Genomic DNA, 15,831 nt, shown 5'->3' with positions numbered 1-15,831 from the left:
ATAGAATACCGCAAAAACCGCCAAAGTTTGCCTATTCCAGCAATTTTGCTTTACTGATATGACTAGATGATGGTGTCAGCGGTCTTTACGTGGTAAAAAACCAACACACTGCGAAGAGACATCGGATTGTTGGCGCATCATTATAAGCTTCTTAAGGTCATCAGCTCCTATGGCAGTTAATTATTCCGATCTAAAAGTAATGGTTATCGACGATAGCAAAACAATTCGTCGCACTACGGAAACCCTATTGGCGAAAGAAGGCTGCAACGTCGTCACGGCGGTGGATGGCTTTGACGCCTTGGCAAAGATTGCCGATACTAAGCCCGACATCATTTTTGTCGACATTATGATGCCGCGGCTTGACGGTTATCAAACCTGCGCCTTGATTAAAAATAATACTGAATTCAAATCGACGCCAGTCATTATGCTGTCCAGTAAAGATGGTTTGTTCGATAAAGCGAAAGGCCGTATTGTTGGCTCAGACCAGTATTTGACTAAGCCATTCAGCAAGGGTGAGTTGCTTGAAGCAATTCAGAATCATGTGCAGCTTACAAACGTTTAATTCGCGTATTTACCCACTTGAATAAATTGCAGAATCGGTCGTGGAGATCGGTTTAAGGCTCTGCCGTGTGCCGCGGCTGCGGTACTTTGAATGAGGAAGATAAATGCCACTGGTTCTTATTGTTGATGACTCACCGACTGAGATTTTTAAAATTTCTCAGATTCTGAGTAAAAATGGCTATGACGTTTTAACGGCCGAAAGTGGTGAGCTAGGTCTAGATATTGCAAAACAGAAGATGCCGGATGTAGTTTTGATGGACATTGTTATGCCTGGCTTGAATGGTTTTCAAGCAACACGGCAGCTTAGTCGTGACCCCGACACCAGCGGTATCCCAGTTATTATTGTTACCACCAAAGATCAGGAAACCGATCGTCTGTGGGGGCAGCGCCAAGGTGCCAAGGGCTATTTAACGAAGCCGGTTGATAGTAAGGGCCTGCTCAAGGCCATTGACGCCGTACTTAACTAGTCGCGGAATTGAGTGAGTTATGTCTAAGATCTCGTCCTTTGAGTATTTGCAAAGCCTCGCCGCTAGATGCCGTTCGGGGTTTACGGTGTTGCCAAGTGCTCGTGATAATCGCGCGATTGTGTGGAATGGTGTCGGCTTTCGTATCGGCGGGCAGTATTGTGTAACAGCAATGGATGATATTGCCGAAGTGTTAACTGAACCTGCTGCCACTCGTCTGCCGGGTGTTAAGCCCTGGGTGAGGGGCGTGGCCAATGTGCGTGGGCGCTTGCTGCCACTGGTGGATTTAAGCGCTTTTCTTGGTGAGCAGGCAGCGCCAGAGCAAAGCCAGCGACGGGTGCTGGTTATTGAGAAAGGTGAGATCTACCTCGGTCTTATTGTGGATGACGTGTTTGGTATGCAGCACTTTAATGTGGACACGTTTCGGCTTGATGGTGGCCTGGATGTTGCCGCTATGGCGAACTATATTCAGGGCGGATACCAACAAGACCAGCGGTACTGGGTGGTATTTCGTCCTGAGCGATTAATTGAAGATAATAATTTTTATACCGTGGCAGCATAAGCCCGGAATTTAAACCAATACCTAAATAAGAGTTCCGGGAGTTCGGGTAAATGAAAGCAGGTAATCAAGGCGCCCTCGCACGTTTGCGAACCAGCCGTGTAGTGAGCGTTCTCGTTGTAATTATATTGGCGGGTTTTATTGGCGCCGGTTTAAATACCTTTATTATTTTGCGCGATGCCGATTATGACCAGCGCTATTTGGAGCTGGCCAGTGAAATGCGCCTTTACGCGCAGCAAATATCGAATACCTCCAGAGAGGCCGCCTTAGGCGATCAAGATAGTTTTGATGCATTGGCGCGAGCGCAGCGAAATTTTGAACAGGCGCGCAGTAAATTAGTAGACGGAAGCAAGGGGCTGCCATCACCGGCGGACATGCTGGGCTCGGATATTGATCGCTTAAATGTTTTGTGGGCTCAGGTAGACAGCGCCGCGAATACGATTACCAGCAATAGTGAGCGTATTGTTTTCTTGTATCAGGTTGCCGAAAGCCTTAATCAAAAGCTCCCTGAGCTGCAGCAAAACAACAATCGGGTTGTCGAAATATTATTGAAAAGTGGCGCTTCTGCTAAACAGGTTGCCATGGCTCAGCGTCAGTCTTGGTTGGCCGAGCGTATCGGTCGCCATGTGGATCGCATGATTGGGGGCGGCGAAGCTGCCACCTTGGCTGCAGAGCGATTCACTATTGATGCTAGCGAATTTGCGACAGTGTTAAATGGCATGCTCACGGGAAACAGCGCCATTGGGGTCGAGCGGGTAAGCACGGGCAAGGCGCCTGAAATTTTGAGAGCGATTGCCGCTTCTTTTCAGCAATTGAGTGGCTCAATGGAAAGTATCTTTGAGGTTTCGCCTGAGCTCTTAAATTCATCGCAAGCTGCTATTTTGATTGCTAAAAGGGTTCCTGAAATCACCCAAGTGACCAGCAGTTTGTCGTCGGCAATTAGCAAGTTACCTGAGAAGCGCCCGCTGTCTTTTGCCAGCGCTTTGATTTTTGTCGCCGTGATATTAATTGGTCTAGCTGCATTGGCGTGGCAGTCAATACGCAATACCCAGATGCGTTTGGGTGAAACCGCCGATGCCAATGAAAGAAACCAGTCCGCGATTTTGCGTTTACTCGACGAATTGGCGGATCTTGCCGATGGCGATCTCACCACGTCGGCAACAGTGACCGAAGATTTCACCGGGGCGATTGCCGATTCGATTAACTACACGATTGACCAATTGCGGGTATTGGTATCGCAGATTAACGAAACCGCGGTAGAGGTGTCGTCTGCGGCGCAGAGTTCGCAGTCAACGGCCTTAACTCTGGCAGAAGCGTCGGAAAGTCAGGCAAAAGAAATTGCAGGGGCATCCGCGGCCATTTCAGAGATGGCTCAAACTATCGATAGGGTATCGTCTAATGCTCGCGATTCGGCGGCGGTAGCAGAGCGCTCGGTGACGATCGCTAATACGGGGTCTGAGGTGGTGCAGAACACCATTAAAGGCATGGACAATATCCGTGAGCAGATTCAGGAAACGTCCAAGCGGATCAAGCGCTTGGGTGAATCTTCGCAGGAGATTGGCGATATTGTTTCGCTGATTAATGACATTGCCGACCAAACTAATATCTTGGCCTTGAACGCGGCGATCCAGGCATCGATGGCGGGTGATGCCGGTCGTGGTTTCGCGGTGGTTGCCGATGAGGTTCAGCGCCTAGCAGAGCGTTCATCGGGTGCGACCAAGCAGATTGAGGCTCTGGTAAAAACGATTCAATCAGACACCAATGAGGCGGTTATATCGATGGAACAGACCACCTCTGAAGTGGTGCGCGGGGCCCGTCTAGCTCAGGATGCAGGTACTGCATTGACCGAAATCGAAACGGTTTCGCAGGAATTGGCGGCGCTGATTCAAAATATCTCCAGTGCCGCTGCCGATCAGGCCGTCTCTGCGGGGCAAATATCTTCAACGATGCAGGTCATTCAGAAAATCACCTCGCAAACGTCAGCCGGTTCTACAGAGACAGCTCGATCTATTGGTGCTTTGGCGGAAATGACTAACGATTTGCGCAGTTCTGTGGCAGGTTTCACCCTGCCCAAACAGCAGGGCTGATTGCCAGGTTATCGCGTCATCGAGCCAGTAACTCTGCGGCCCTATTTGAAGGGCGCAGCCATTGCGGGGTTTGGCGGCGTTGCGGACATCGCGATGAGAAGGGAATGTAGAGTCCAATCATATGACTGATCGCCGAGACTATATTGCGCTTGACTGGGTCGCCGGAGAAATATCCGACGCCCTAGCTCAGTGTGTGCCGCTGATAGACGATTACCTTCACAATGCTCACCCGATGTCGTTAAACCGGGCAGGTATGCTCTTGCATCAGGTGCAGGGCAGCTTGCGAATGATTGAGTTTAGTGGCGCCGCCCTGTTAGTTGATGAAATGGAGCGCAGTATTGCCGCTGTCAGCGCCGCTTCGTACGGGGACGGACGGGAGCGCAATGTGCTTGAGGCCGTGCAGACCTGTGCCGACGAATTGCCGGCGTATCTGCGACGCGTTGGCGATAGTAAGAACGAATTACCGGCGTCGCTAATAATGATATTTAACGACCTTCGGGCAGCCAACGACCAGCCCTTACTATCCTCGTCGGTATTGTTTAATCCCCAAATAAATTTGACTCCAGACAGCGCTGGGGAGGTATCGAGTTTAGCACCAGAGACGTTTAATGAGCTGGCTGGCAAGTTGCTCAAGATGTATCAAATCGCGTTTCAGGCATATTTGCTGCGCGATGATGATAAACAAAATTTGGTGTATCTCGGCAAGGTGTCGGGACGCGCAGCCAAGCTCTGCACTGGTCAAGCTCAGCAAGTGCTGTGGTTGTCGGCACTTGCGTTATTAGAAGGCCTGCTCAACGAGTCAATCGCCAACCATTTTGCTGTGCGTAATTTACTCAGTCGTTTGGGTGTCGAGTTACAGGCGCTGGTTAAGCATGGTCAGGCGGGAGCGCGAAACGCGGTTGCCTTGCCACTGTTAAAAGATATCTTGTTTTACATCGCGAGTAGTCCGTCGTCGTCACGCTACATTAGCGATCAGCGCGAAAAACACGGTTTGGCGACGGTATTTGATAGTGTCGCGAATCACAGTGAATTTGCTGACTTGGCGCGCCAAGCGGTGGTTGCTGAATTGCGGCTAGCCTCAAGGGCTGTGACCGACAATGAACAACTGCTTAGTCGCTGCGCCAATGTTGGGGATGCCTTGGCAGTGCTGGGTTGGGTCGAGTCGCTGTATCCTCTAAAGGCGATTATTGAACAGGTAACACAGGGTTTGGCTGGCCAGCAGATGCAGGCGGTCGCGACATCGTTGCAGCGCTTGGCCGAGCGGCTTGCAGAGATGGCGGATTCTTCGCGTCCAGACGCTTTGCTCAGCAGTGAAGCTGAGGTAGAAGCGAGTGTGGCGCGGGTGATAGCGCAAAGTCGCTCGGTGTTATTTGATGCCCAAGAGGCGGTTATTGCCTATGTATCCGAGCAGTGGCAGAGCGCACATCTACAGGACGTTCCGCAGCAATTGCGGGGCTTAGCCGCGCAGTTGGCGCCGGTGGGGTTTGCTGTGCCGGCAGCGATTTTGGAACACTGCGCCGACTACCTTGCCAACGATATTATAGCCCAGCAGCTAGTGCCCGATTGGCAAAGCCTTGATGCCTTAGCCGACGCACTAACATCAGTAGATTATTATCTCGAACGCAGCAGTCATGGCCGCAAATATGATGACGAGGCTTTGTTAGCTGGTGCGGAAGCCTGTGTGGCTCGCTTGGGTTATCCGCTGCGCGGCGGTGCGCAAGATGCGAATATATTGCACTGGCCGAGTAAGGTCGCTAATTCCACCGTCCCTGAGCCTGTTGATATCGGTGCCAAGGTCGACTTAGACCCAGAAATTATTGATGTCTTTCTTGAGGAATCTCAAGACGTCTTGGCGCTGCTGAATGAGACCTTGCCAATCTGGCAGGAGCGTCTTGATTCTGAGGATTACCTAGCGGTGGTGCGCCGGGCTTTTCACACCCTCAAGGGCAGTGGCCGGATGGTTGGGGCGATGCAAATTGGCGAGCTCGCGTGGTCAGTTGAAGCTATGCTAAATAAGGTGGTGGATAGCCACTTTGTGATGGACGATGCCCGTCTGCAATTAATTGAGAATGTCACTGCTTTGCTGCCTGATATGGTGTCAGAGCTCGCTGCGGGGCGAGAGTTGCCTGCGTCCTCGGTCGATGGCTTGATGACGTTTGCGGGGGCCTTGGCGCAGGAGCAAATTCCACAATCAAATCTTGGTTCTAGTGCCGACGAAGATGGTTTGACGGCAATTTTTATGGGTGAGGCAGATACCCATTTGCGGGTATTGGAAGCCTATGTTGAGTCGGTAGACAGTTACCCGGCGCAATTAAATGATGAAGTGCAGCGCGCCTTGCACACCCTCAAGGGCTCGTCAAAAATGGCTGAGGTATGGCCAGTCGCGAACATCATTACGCCGCTGGAGGGCTTGGTAAAAGAGCTGCGTTCGATGCGGGTTGCTGCGGGGGAGAATTTAGTTGCCTTGATCTCCGATGTGGTGCGCCAAGTTCGACTTATGGTTAAACAGTTGGCTGACACTCCGGTGTCGTCGCTGCATACCCCTGCTACCCTGCTGTCTTCCATTAATGCTTTATCTCTCCAGCTTATTCATGAAGCCGAGTTCGCAGTTGATCGCGCCGCGCGTGGTGAATTGGCACCGGGGGCACTGGATTCGTTCTTAGCAAATCACAGCGACAGCATTTCGGGCCTGTTGGATCTTCTCAGTGATGATACCAATATTGGCGCCGCTACCTTGGTTGAGCACGCTCAAATTATGGGCGTATTTGCTCAGCGAGCCGAAGATATTAACTGTGAGCCGGTGGCCGAACTTGCCCAGGCTCTGCAGGTTTTCCTCAGCCATGCGCAGGACCCTCTACCAGGCCAGTATACGGTCTTGGTTAACGAGGCATTAGAGCAGCTGATGGATTATTTGAATCAGTTAGCTGCCGAACAAACAGTGCTAGAGAATACCGACTTGATTGATCGCCTTCGCAACGTCGATCTTAGTGTCGCCGTTGCTGAAGATAGTAGTGCTATAGACGGTGAAGATAGCGCTGTTGGCTTGGCTGAGAATGACCGTGTTGAGAGTGATCAGTCGGCGGGTATAAGCAGTAGCAATGACGAGAATGCAGTGGGCGCTGATACGTCTGCCGCGGAGTTGCAGCCGCTTGATGACGGTATTGATCTTGAAATACTAGAAATATTTTTAGAAGAGGCCGCAGACTTACTAGAAGGTCTCGATGAATCTATCCATCAATGGTCTAGCGAGCGTGAGGAATTGCTTCATCTCGACAATATTCAACGTTATCTGCATACCTTAAAAGGGGGGGCTCGCCTGTCGGGCCTGATGGCGGTGGGCGACCTTAGTCATAATTTTGAAACCGCTATTTCGACCGCAGTTGCCCATCGCGATACCGGCGGTGAAGTATTCTTTAATCAGGTTCAGCAGTTTCAGGATCAACTCGTCAATTCCATTGCGGCAATAGATGATCCGACCTTTGTGATGCCCGCCGTCAATCCGGTTGGCAGCAGTGATGCTGCTATAGATAAGCTTGCAGAGCGCACAGAAAGTTCTACCGAGGTCTTAAGCTCGGATCAAGCCTTAGCACCGCTAACGCCAAGCGCTGCGGCGCCGCGTGAAGATGCTTCGCTGGCGTCGTCGATGGCGCGAGTCGCGCCCCAAGAAATGATTAAGGTGCCATCACCTCTACTTGAGCGGTTGATTAATCTTGCTGGTGAAACGTCTATCGCTCGCGGCCGGGTTGAGGAGCAGGTGAGTGAAATCAATTTCTCTCTGGAAGAAATGGAAATTACCGTCGAGCGCTTGCAAGGCCAAGTGCGGCGCATGGACATAGAAACCGAAGCACAAATTATTTTCCGTCAAGAACAAGTTGAAAGTGAAGGCGCCGACGGTTTCGATCCGCTGGAATTTGACCGCTATTCGCAATTGCAGCAGTTGTCGCGATCCCTATTAGAGTCTGCGTCTGATTTGGTCGATTTGCGCGGCACCTTGTTGGAGAAAAGTCGCGACATGGAGACGCTGTTGGTTCAGCAGTCGCGAGTGAATACTGAATTACAAGAAGGCTTGATGCGCTCGCAGTTGGTCTACTTCTCGCGGATGGTGCCGCGGCTGCGGCGCGGTGTTAGACAGATTGGCAGTGAGCTGAATAAGCAAGTTGAGTTCAATGTCTATAATGCCGAAGGTGAGATGGATCGACGGGTGTTGGAGCGGATTATCCCCGCCCTAGAGCATATGCTTCGCAATGCCATAGATCACGGTATTGAATCGGCGGAAATACGCGAGGCGGCGGGCAAGCCTGCGGTTGGCGAAATTAATATGCGGTTTGACCGCCAGGGCGGCGATGTTGTCATTATTATCAGCGACGATGGCGGCGGTATTGATTTGCAGGCCGTGCGCCGTCGAGCGGAAGAAATGGGGCTAGTAACGGTTGATGCTGAGCTTAGCGAACGGCAGTTATTAGAATATATATTTGATGGCGGTTTTAGTACCGCAAAGAATGTTACTCAAATCTCCGGGCGCGGTGTTGGCATGGATGTGGTGCGCAGCGAGATCAAGCAGCTGGGCGGTGCGATTGAGATTAAAACAGAGCTCGGCCGTGGCTCGCGCTTTGAAATTAGACTGCCCTTTACGGTGTCGGTAAACCGCGCATTGATGGTGAGTGTGGGCGGTGAAATATTTGCAGTACCCCTGAACAATATTGAGGGTATTGTGCGGGTCAGTCCCTACGAGCTAGACGTGTATTATCAAGAGGGGGGGCCAGATTTCGAATACGCAGGGCAGCAGTATAAATTACGCTATATGGGTAATTTACTCGATGCGGGACGGGTACCCAATCTTGAGGGGCAGCTGGAGTCGCGGCCGGTATTATTGATCCGGAACGCGGAGCCTCCTACGGCGATCCAAGTAGACTCCTTGCTGGGCTCGCGTGAAGTTGTAGTAAAAACATTAGGACCACAATTTGCTGCGGTGCCGGGCTTGTCGGGTGCGACGGTATTGGGCGATGGCAGTGTTGTGGTTATTTTGGATATGTTGGCGAGCATTCGCGCCGATGTTGCCAGACGTTTGGCGGGTAGCACGCCGCTCTCGCAATCCGTTGTCGCCAGAAAACACAGCCGCTTAGTGTTGGTGGTCGATGATTCGGTGACAGTGAGAAAGGTGACCTCGCGGCTACTTGCTCGTCAGCATATGGAGGTTGCACTCGCGCGCGACGGACTCGATGCGGTGAATCAGTTGCAAGACAGCACGCGCTTGCCGGATGTGATTCTGCTGGACATCGAAATGCCACGTATGGATGGCTTCGAAGTAGCGAGCAGATTGCGCAGCAACCCGAGGACCAAAGATATCCCCATTATTATGATTAGCTCTCGTACTGGTCAAAAACATAGACAGCGGGCGTTTGCGCTGGGTGTGCATAATTTCCTCGGTAAACCCTATCAGGAGATACAATTATTAAAGGCGATTGATGACGTGACCTCTAATTTGGTGGATGCATGAATACAGTGGCAGAAGCGCCGTCTTCAGTATTAGCAAATATTGTATTGCCTTTAGTGAGCCGTGGCCTATTGGTTCCCAATGCCGCAGTGGCAGAAGTGGTATTAGCTGGGCAGCTGAACTCAGCGGTGTCGTCACCCTTTTTACTGGGCTATATGGTGTGGCGCGAGCAGGAGATTCCGGTTGTTAGTTTTGAAGGTCTTTTGGATGGCCACTTACCAGAAGGTTTGGCGCTGCGCCAAATGGCGATTTTGCACGGAATTACTGACAGGCAAAAGATGCCATTTTTTGCCTTGGCTTTAAGCGCGGTGCCGCGTCTTGTGCGCTTGCGCGACAGTGATATTGTGCCTATGGAGACCGAGGCTAACCCACTGATTCACAGCCAGGTTAGAGCGGTAGATTTAAAACTAATGATTCCTGATTGGGACAGGTTTGAAGAAGAAATTATCGCCGTATTGTAGTTGGCTTCTAATAGTAAAGCGCTTGGATTAATACCACGCCATATCTCCCCAGCGATGTTGAACAATACTAATGGCGGCGACGGGCGCTGTCTCTGTGCGCAACACTCTTGGCCCTAACTGCAGGGCGGAAAACCCCTGCTTAATGCTATAAGCGATCTCGTCATCACTGAGCCCACCCTCTGGTCCGACCAGCAAGGTGATGTGATTTACAGGGCCATCGACGGCAATCTCTTCATTTAAGCTGGGACATAAAACCAATTTAACTTGGCTGTTTACGGTGGCATACCATTCTTGCAAGCGACAGGCGTTTTGGATGTCGACTAAATCGTTGCGGCCACTTTGTTCGCAGGCGCTGACCATAATTTGCTGCCAGTGCCGCTGCTTTTTATCTTGCCGTTCACCGCTTAGTTTCACGTCGCAACGCTCGGTAAAGAGCGGGGTAATTTTGCTGACGCCAAGCTCGGTGGCCTTCTGAATAACCCAGTCGAAGCGATCGCCTTTGGAGATACCCACGGCAAGCTCAATTTTGAGGGGCGAGGGTGGCGATGACGCAAGGAGGTCTTCGCCAAGTTGGCAGCTAACTAATTTCTTACTCGCTTCAGTAATGACTGCCGGATACGCTGAGCCGTCACCATTAAACAGAATGAGTTCACGGCCGGCACGCATCCGCAGTACCTGAGCAACATAGTGGGCTGCGCGTTCGTCTAGGCTTAGCGCTTGGCCGGTTGCTAGGTCTTGTTCTACATAAATTCGCGGTACACGCATAATGCTAGTGTCTGACCTAAATTAAGTTCTTTATAAAAGCTTTGGAGTTACGCTGGAAATTATAAAGCTGCTTTTTAGTCGGCGGTAGATCGTCGATCTGGCATTCCACATAGCCCTGTTCTTGGAACCAGTGTGCGGTTTGTGTGGTGAGTACAAAGACCGAATTTAAGCCTTTCTTGCGAGCTTCTTTCTCCAGCAATTCCAATAGCCGTTCGGCACGATCGGCACCTCGGTAGTCTGGGTGGGTGGCCACGCAGGCAATTTCACCGCTGCCTTGTTCTGGGTAGGGGTATAGCGCTGCGCAGGCGATGACCATGCCGTCGCGGACCAGAATTTTAAAATGGTCAATTTCATTTTCTAATAGTTCCCGCGAGCGTTTTAGTAAGACGCCCTTAGTTTCTAGCGGTTCAATAATAGCGAGCAGGCCGCCAACATCATCGATGCGGGCGGTCATAAACTGTTCGTAATGTTCTTGGGTGATAAGCGTGCCGGAGCCATCGCGGCTAAACAGCTCTTGCAGTAGCGCGCCGTCCTGTTGGAAGGAAATCATGTGGCAGCGATTGATACCAAGGTCACCGGCGTCAACAACGGCTTGCACAATACTATCGCTACGCAGTGTTAGTTGCTGCGCTATTTCGCGATCAACATCGCGGTATTCACACTGCCGTATTAATTGCTGCTCGCTATCGAGCAGGCCGGCGTCGGCGGTAAATAAAATGAGCTTGTCGGCTTTTAATGCCGCCGCAGTGTGCACAGCGACATCTTCAGCGGTGAGATTAAAAATTTCCCCGGTCGGGGAGTAACCCAGTGGCGATAGCATAACAATATGTTGATTATTCAGCTGTTGCTGAACTGCGTGGGCGTCAATTTTTCTGACGATACCGGTGTGATGTAAGTCGACTCCGTCCACGATGCCAATGGGCCTGGCGGTAACGTAATTGCCAGAGCACACCCGTATTGCCGCGCCATGCATGGGTGAGTTTGCGACTCCCATCGATAGCAGCGCTTCAATGTGCGCGCGCAGCGAACCCGCTGCATCGGTGACACAGCGCAATTCGACATCGTCGGTGATACGCAAATCGTTGTGGTAACGGCTTTCGATGCCGGCGTCGCGTACCCGGTCTTCTATCTGCGGGCGTGCACCGTGAATCAGTACAAGTTTTACGCCGAGGCTGTTGAGAAGTGCAATATCATGCACAATGTTGGCAAAATTAGGATGCGCAACAGCCTCGCCGCCAAACATAATGACAAATGTTTTGCCGCGGTGAGCGTTAATATACGGTGCAGAGTTGCGAAACCATTTTACGTAATCGGTATGTTCTGACATGGCAGCAGTGTGTGTTATGAGTTTGAGCCCTCATTTTGTGTGTAATGTCATAGGCTTACAAGCCATTTTTGCGCGCATTCTGCGGAGTAGGGATTTGTGAGTGTGGATAAGCAAGAAGTCGAAATCAGCGATGCCGAGGCGCAATGGCAGGCGGCGCTACGCGAGGCGATCGCTGCGCATTTCGCTGCCGCCCACGCGCGGGTAGACGATGTACAGTCTCGTTACTTCCACTCCCTCTCTGCGGTTGCGGCCAGGCACTGGCGGAATAAAGGCGATGTGCCCGCAGATTTAATGAATATTCCCCGAGCACTATGGCGCTTGTTGCGCGGCCTTGGGCGGCAAGGCCAGTCAGTACATAGATCGTTAACGGGTAAGGAACAGGCGATAGCAGATATTTTGGCGGAGCAGGTTCTAGACCTGCCCGCCTTACAGACGCTTTTGTTCGAGCAGCTGCGTGCTCATCCGGATTATCAGCAAGGTGATATCGAAAAATTGCGTGAGGTTTTAGCACCCTACGACAGTGACGTCGCCGCAAAACGCTTGCAAGCGGCGGTGGCGCAAATGGGCTTACATCATGACAGCAGTCGCGATGTATTAATGTTCTTGGGTGTGGGCTTGCTGGGCCGGAGTGTGAGCGACAAAATTGCCTTTGGCAGCGCGTCGATGATTGGTATGTCGGCGGCAAGCACGGTGTATCTCAGTCAGCAAAGCGCGTGGGCGGCCCTGTGGGCGGGATGGTTTGGTGTGCCTGCGTGGGTAGCGGTTAGTGGTGCAATCGCTGGGTTTGCGGTGATGTTTTTGGCGACACCGCTACTTGCTCCCCTTATTGAAGTTGGGGTAAATCGCGTGCAGGGGCGTCGTCGTCTACATAATTTAATAGATAAGGTTGAACGCGAAATGCGGCCGACGGTATCGGCGCAGTTATGGCAGTACGGCAGCTATTTGCAGTTTATTCCGGATTTGGTGATGACCCTGCGGCACCTCCGCTAATACCCTCTGCTACAAAATGTCGCTCTTAACTAAAACTAATTGGTGACAGCGCCGCGGTTAAGGGTAAATATGCAGTTTTCTCAGGGGCTCCACAGTGGAAGCTGAAGTACTGTTATCTGCGCTGGATACCGAGCAACTTTTTGACCGTATCGCCGATGCCTTAACTGAAAATGGCTACGTTGTGTTGCCCGCTGCCTTACCCGCCGTCATGAGCGACACTCTGTTTACGCGCATTGCCAGTTTTGAAGACGAGGTATTTCGACCGGCTGGTGTTGGTCGCGCTGGCGAATTTCAATTAAACCCCTTTGTACGCAATGACGAAATCCGCTGGCTGGCACCAACTGATGAGGTTGAGGCGAGCTATTTGGCGTGGATGGAAAAACTCCGCACGGGATTGAATCGACGCTTGTTCATGGGGCTATTCGATTACGAGGCCCATTTTGCCCGCTATGCGCCAGGCGCTTTTTATAAAAAGCATGTAGATGCTTTTAAGGGCCGCACTAACCGCGTGCTTTCTACGGTCTGCTATTTAAATCCGAATTGGTCATTGGCGGATGGCGGCCATCTCCTCATGTACGAAGAAGGTATTGAGCCCATCGCAAAAATCTCGCCCTTAATGGGCACCTTGGTAGTTTTTCTAAGTGACCGCTTTCCCCACGAAGTCACCACCGCCAGCCGTCTGCGTTACAGCATTGCTGGCTGGTTTCGGGTTAACGCCACGCTCGGGCCGCATATTGACCCGCCGCAGTAGTGGGACTGATTGTTTCAGGGCAATTTACACTGCATATTGACGCTACTCATGCATTTGTATTCTAGAATGTCTTTGCTCCAGCCGGACTTTATGTCTCGGCATGAGGTGCAGCTTGCATTTACTGGCAGGCTACTTTCACTGCTGTAAGCTTTTCTGCCGCCAAACTCGCTTCGACACTGTTTTTCGGCGACACGGATTGCGGCTGCCGTGGCATATTTGCAAGCCGCGTCTTCGGTTTGCCAAGCTTGGGGGTTCTCATAGTCCTGAACAAATACCGGGATTAGTCGAGTACAGTTCTCCATTTCTTGCCCATTACAGTCAGGCTTGCTATTAGAGTTGGACGAACTGGGATCACGCGACCTGCCGCCGCTAACAGTGCTTTTAGCAGTGGCGTCAGTACGCGAGCCGGCAGCTGAGCCACCTTCCGCCACCTGTGTGCCGCGAGGTTTTTGGTAAATACCGGTCTCTGCAGAGCCTGCCTGCCACTCCGTATTGCCCCAACCTTGTACCTTGATGTTATGTTGCTGCAGGCAGTTGTTTCCGCCATCGTTCCAGCTATGCCCACGCTGTATGCAACTCGCCTTTTCTGCGGCGATACGATCATCGATCATTTTTGTCTTGGCGGCTACCTGGGCATTTATGGTGTTTAGCTTGCGCTTCTGATTGGCGGCATAGCCGGTTTTAAACTGTTGAACCGTTGCTTGGTAGGCCTGCTGTTGAATTCTCTGCTGTTCCTGCTTGCGGGCATTGGATGTTTTATAGGCTTGATTTGTTAAACGGGCGGTTTCGGAGCTTATCTGCGACATTTCACGTGAGAATTGTTGCATCTCATTTTGAAACTGACTAATGGCATCAGTCCACACTTGGGCACTCTCTTGGCGTATACGCCTGAGCACTTTCCCGCGGGTTTTACGCTCTAATTGAATGTATTCTCTCTCACTGGAAGCGTATCTCGATGCTTGACGTTCTGCATCGTCGACAACACTGCGGCGCAGATTTTGATAGTGGCTTATTTGCGTGCGGCCTGGGCACTGTTGTTGCTTGAGGGTGGCTTCGGCATTGGCCATAGAGCGGTCATATGAGCGTATATTGTTAATGACCGCACGCTTACAATCGCGGGCCTCATCGACCTTTGCTTCTATCCATTTAGAGCCGCCGTCCATTGTGGAGTAATACATAGTGTCTTCAAACTTAAACACCCAGTCGACAGTATCGTCGATATTTGCGTACGCTTCGCTGCAAAAATTATTTAGCTCATCAACCATTTTTTGCGCGTAGGAATCTAAGTTCCTTTGTGCATTGTTGCAGCTGTTTTCCCAAGCCTGAATTCGTTTTTGCTCAAGACGCATAAGGTGAAGCTCATCTGAGCGCGCACCATTTTTAGTTTCACAGGGTTCTAAAACCATGTTGTGAAGGCAGTAGCCCTTGCCGTGCGAGACACCGTTGACAAATTGTCCTTGATATACGATCTCGTTGTTTGCGTACGCCGCACCAAGACCATGGTATGCAGCTTGCTGATTCCAGCTGCCTTCGTAAATAGTGCCGGCGTCTGCTCGGGCCAGAAGACCGGAGGTCAGAATGCCATCTTTGAAATCGCCCTCTACGTAGGCGGAACTGCCTTGCTTGGCAACAATCGCAGGCCCCTGTAATGTGCCGCTGTCGCAGTTGCCATTGACAAGGATATAGTCTTTAAATGGAATGTTTTTAAGTGGCTGGCATATTGCTGCGTCTTTTGCGTTCGCGACTGTCAGCGGCCCTGGCCCCTCGTAAATCAGCTCGCTATTTTTCCAGCCTTGTACAAAATCTGAATTACCGCGCGTTGACACACCAATCCCATCGGGTACGCCATCGGCAAAGCGGCCGCTATAACTTTCACCATTCTTGAATATTAATTGGCCGTGGCCGCTAAGCTGGCCGTTGTTGAACTCGCCGGTATAGCGATTGCCATTACTGACGGTAAGTTCACCTTTGTAAGGTTGACGGTTCTTGAACTCTCCCTTAAAGGAGCGATTCCCTGCAAGTTTAAAGGCGTGCTCTGTAGACGGTGCGTCGTCAATGAATACACCGCTTAAAACAGTGCCGTCTTTGTAAGTAAGTATACCTTGTCCCGACATTGCCCCGTTCGCGAAGGACCCTTGATAGCGATCACCATTGGCAAAGTTTAGGCTGCCGTTGCCATGGGGACGGCCTGCTACAATGTCCCCTGTGTATTTATCGCCGTTTCCGTAAATGATCTCATTGGCAGCGTTATTTTTAGAGGCGCTGCCACTACTATTTGGTGCTGCAAGTTGAGTTTCGTAGGACTTCAAAGCACAGCCGCTTATTAAAATAGTGGCGACGAGAGCTAGGGATATTTTTAATTTTAACATTGA

The 15,831-nt window shown here is 51.3% G+C and carries 11 protein-coding genes; 8 read left to right on the top strand and 3 right to left on the bottom strand.

Annotated elements, in window-relative coordinates:
- Positions 1-169: 169 nt before the first annotated feature.
- From pilG to AB4875_RS00675, 6 genes are all read left to right on the top strand, one after another.
- Entirely contained in the window at positions 170-562 is a 393-nt protein-coding gene (pilG, locus tag AB4875_RS00700) for a twitching motility response regulator PilG (RefSeq protein WP_368374108.1), read from the top strand.
- 103 nt (positions 563-665) lie between these two features.
- Positions 666-1,028: a twitching motility response regulator PilH gene (gene pilH, locus AB4875_RS00695; protein WP_368374107.1), complete on the top strand. Its 363-nt coding sequence runs from the start codon at positions 666-668 to the stop codon at positions 1,026-1,028.
- Positions 1,029-1,047: 19 nt separating this feature from the next.
- Positions 1,048-1,587 carry a chemotaxis protein CheW gene (locus AB4875_RS00690; protein WP_368374106.1) on the top strand — a complete coding sequence of 180 codons (540 nt, stop codon included), beginning with the start codon at positions 1,048-1,050 and terminating at the stop codon, positions 1,585-1,587.
- Between the two features lie 50 nt (positions 1,588-1,637).
- On the top strand, positions 1,638-3,671 hold the full coding sequence (locus AB4875_RS00685) for a methyl-accepting chemotaxis protein (RefSeq protein ID WP_368374105.1): 2,034 nt from the start codon (positions 1,638-1,640) through the stop codon (positions 3,669-3,671).
- A gap of 121 nt (positions 3,672-3,792) precedes the next feature.
- A complete protein-coding gene (locus AB4875_RS00680) occupies positions 3,793-9,168 on the top strand; it encodes an Hpt domain-containing protein (protein WP_368374104.1) in 5,376 nt (1,791 codons plus the stop codon).
- A complete protein-coding gene (locus AB4875_RS00675) occupies positions 9,165-9,626 on the top strand; it encodes a chemotaxis protein CheW (RefSeq protein ID WP_368374103.1) in 462 nt (153 codons plus the stop codon). Before AB4875_RS00680 ends, AB4875_RS00675 begins: the two co-directional genes overlap by 4 nt.
- A gap of 27 nt (positions 9,627-9,653) precedes the next feature.
- Here the strand turns inward: AB4875_RS00675 and AB4875_RS00670 are convergent, their stop codons facing one another.
- Together AB4875_RS00670 and argA are read right to left on the bottom strand one after the other, a co-directional pair.
- On the bottom strand, positions 9,654-10,391 hold the full coding sequence (locus AB4875_RS00670) for a 16S rRNA (uracil(1498)-N(3))-methyltransferase (RefSeq protein WP_368374102.1): 738 nt from the start codon (positions 10,389-10,391) through the stop codon (positions 9,654-9,656).
- A gap of 16 nt (positions 10,392-10,407) precedes the next feature.
- A complete protein-coding gene (argA, locus tag AB4875_RS00665) occupies positions 10,408-11,718 on the bottom strand; it encodes an amino-acid N-acetyltransferase (protein ID WP_368374101.1) in 1,311 nt (436 codons plus the stop codon).
- A 102-nt stretch (positions 11,719-11,820) separates the two neighbouring features.
- On the opposite strand from argA, the gene AB4875_RS00660 reads away from it, so the two are divergent.
- Positions 11,821-12,708 carry a hypothetical protein gene (locus AB4875_RS00660; protein WP_368374100.1) on the top strand — a complete coding sequence of 296 codons (888 nt, stop codon included), beginning with the start codon at positions 11,821-11,823 and terminating at the stop codon, positions 12,706-12,708.
- A 94-nt stretch (positions 12,709-12,802) separates the two neighbouring features.
- A complete protein-coding gene (locus AB4875_RS00655) occupies positions 12,803-13,459 on the top strand; it encodes a 2OG-Fe(II) oxygenase (RefSeq protein ID WP_368374099.1) in 657 nt (218 codons plus the stop codon).
- A 14-nt stretch (positions 13,460-13,473) separates the two neighbouring features.
- On the opposite strand, the gene AB4875_RS00650 is transcribed toward AB4875_RS00655, so the two are convergent.
- On the bottom strand, positions 13,474-15,828 hold the full coding sequence (locus tag AB4875_RS00650) for a hypothetical protein (RefSeq protein ID WP_368374098.1): 2,355 nt from the start codon (positions 15,826-15,828) through the stop codon (positions 13,474-13,476).
- Positions 15,829-15,831: the final 3 nt, after the last annotated feature.

Origin of the sequence: Zhongshania sp. R06B22 (assembly GCF_040892595.1) — a bacterium.
GTDB classification, from domain to species: domain Bacteria; phylum Pseudomonadota; class Gammaproteobacteria; order Pseudomonadales; family Spongiibacteraceae; genus Spongiibacter; species Spongiibacter arctica.
Note: the sequence above shows the minus strand (reverse complement) of the source record. Positions and strands in the feature narration are given on the sequence as shown.

Coding starts and splice junctions, on each gene's coding strand:
- pilH (WP_368374107.1), top strand. CDS start 666: ATGCCACTGGTTCTTATTGTTGATGACTCACCGACTGAGATTTTTAAA.
- AB4875_RS00675 (WP_368374103.1), top strand. CDS start 9,165: ATGAATACAGTGGCAGAAGCGCCGTCTTCAGTATTAGCAAATATTGTA.
- AB4875_RS00685 (WP_368374105.1), top strand. CDS start 1,638: ATGAAAGCAGGTAATCAAGGCGCCCTCGCACGTTTGCGAACCAGCCGT.
- AB4875_RS00650 (WP_368374098.1), bottom strand. CDS start 15,828: ATGTTAAAATTAAAAATATCCCTAGCTCTCGTCGCCACTATTTTAATA.
- AB4875_RS00680 (WP_368374104.1), top strand. CDS start 3,793: ATGACTGATCGCCGAGACTATATTGCGCTTGACTGGGTCGCCGGAGAA.
- AB4875_RS00670 (WP_368374102.1), bottom strand. CDS start 10,391: ATGCGTGTACCGCGAATTTATGTAGAACAAGACCTAGCAACCGGCCAA.
- argA (WP_368374101.1), bottom strand. CDS start 11,718: ATGTCAGAACATACCGATTACGTAAAATGGTTTCGCAACTCTGCACCG.
- pilG (WP_368374108.1), top strand. CDS start 170: ATGGCAGTTAATTATTCCGATCTAAAAGTAATGGTTATCGACGATAGC.
- AB4875_RS00690 (WP_368374106.1), top strand. CDS start 1,048: ATGTCTAAGATCTCGTCCTTTGAGTATTTGCAAAGCCTCGCCGCTAGA.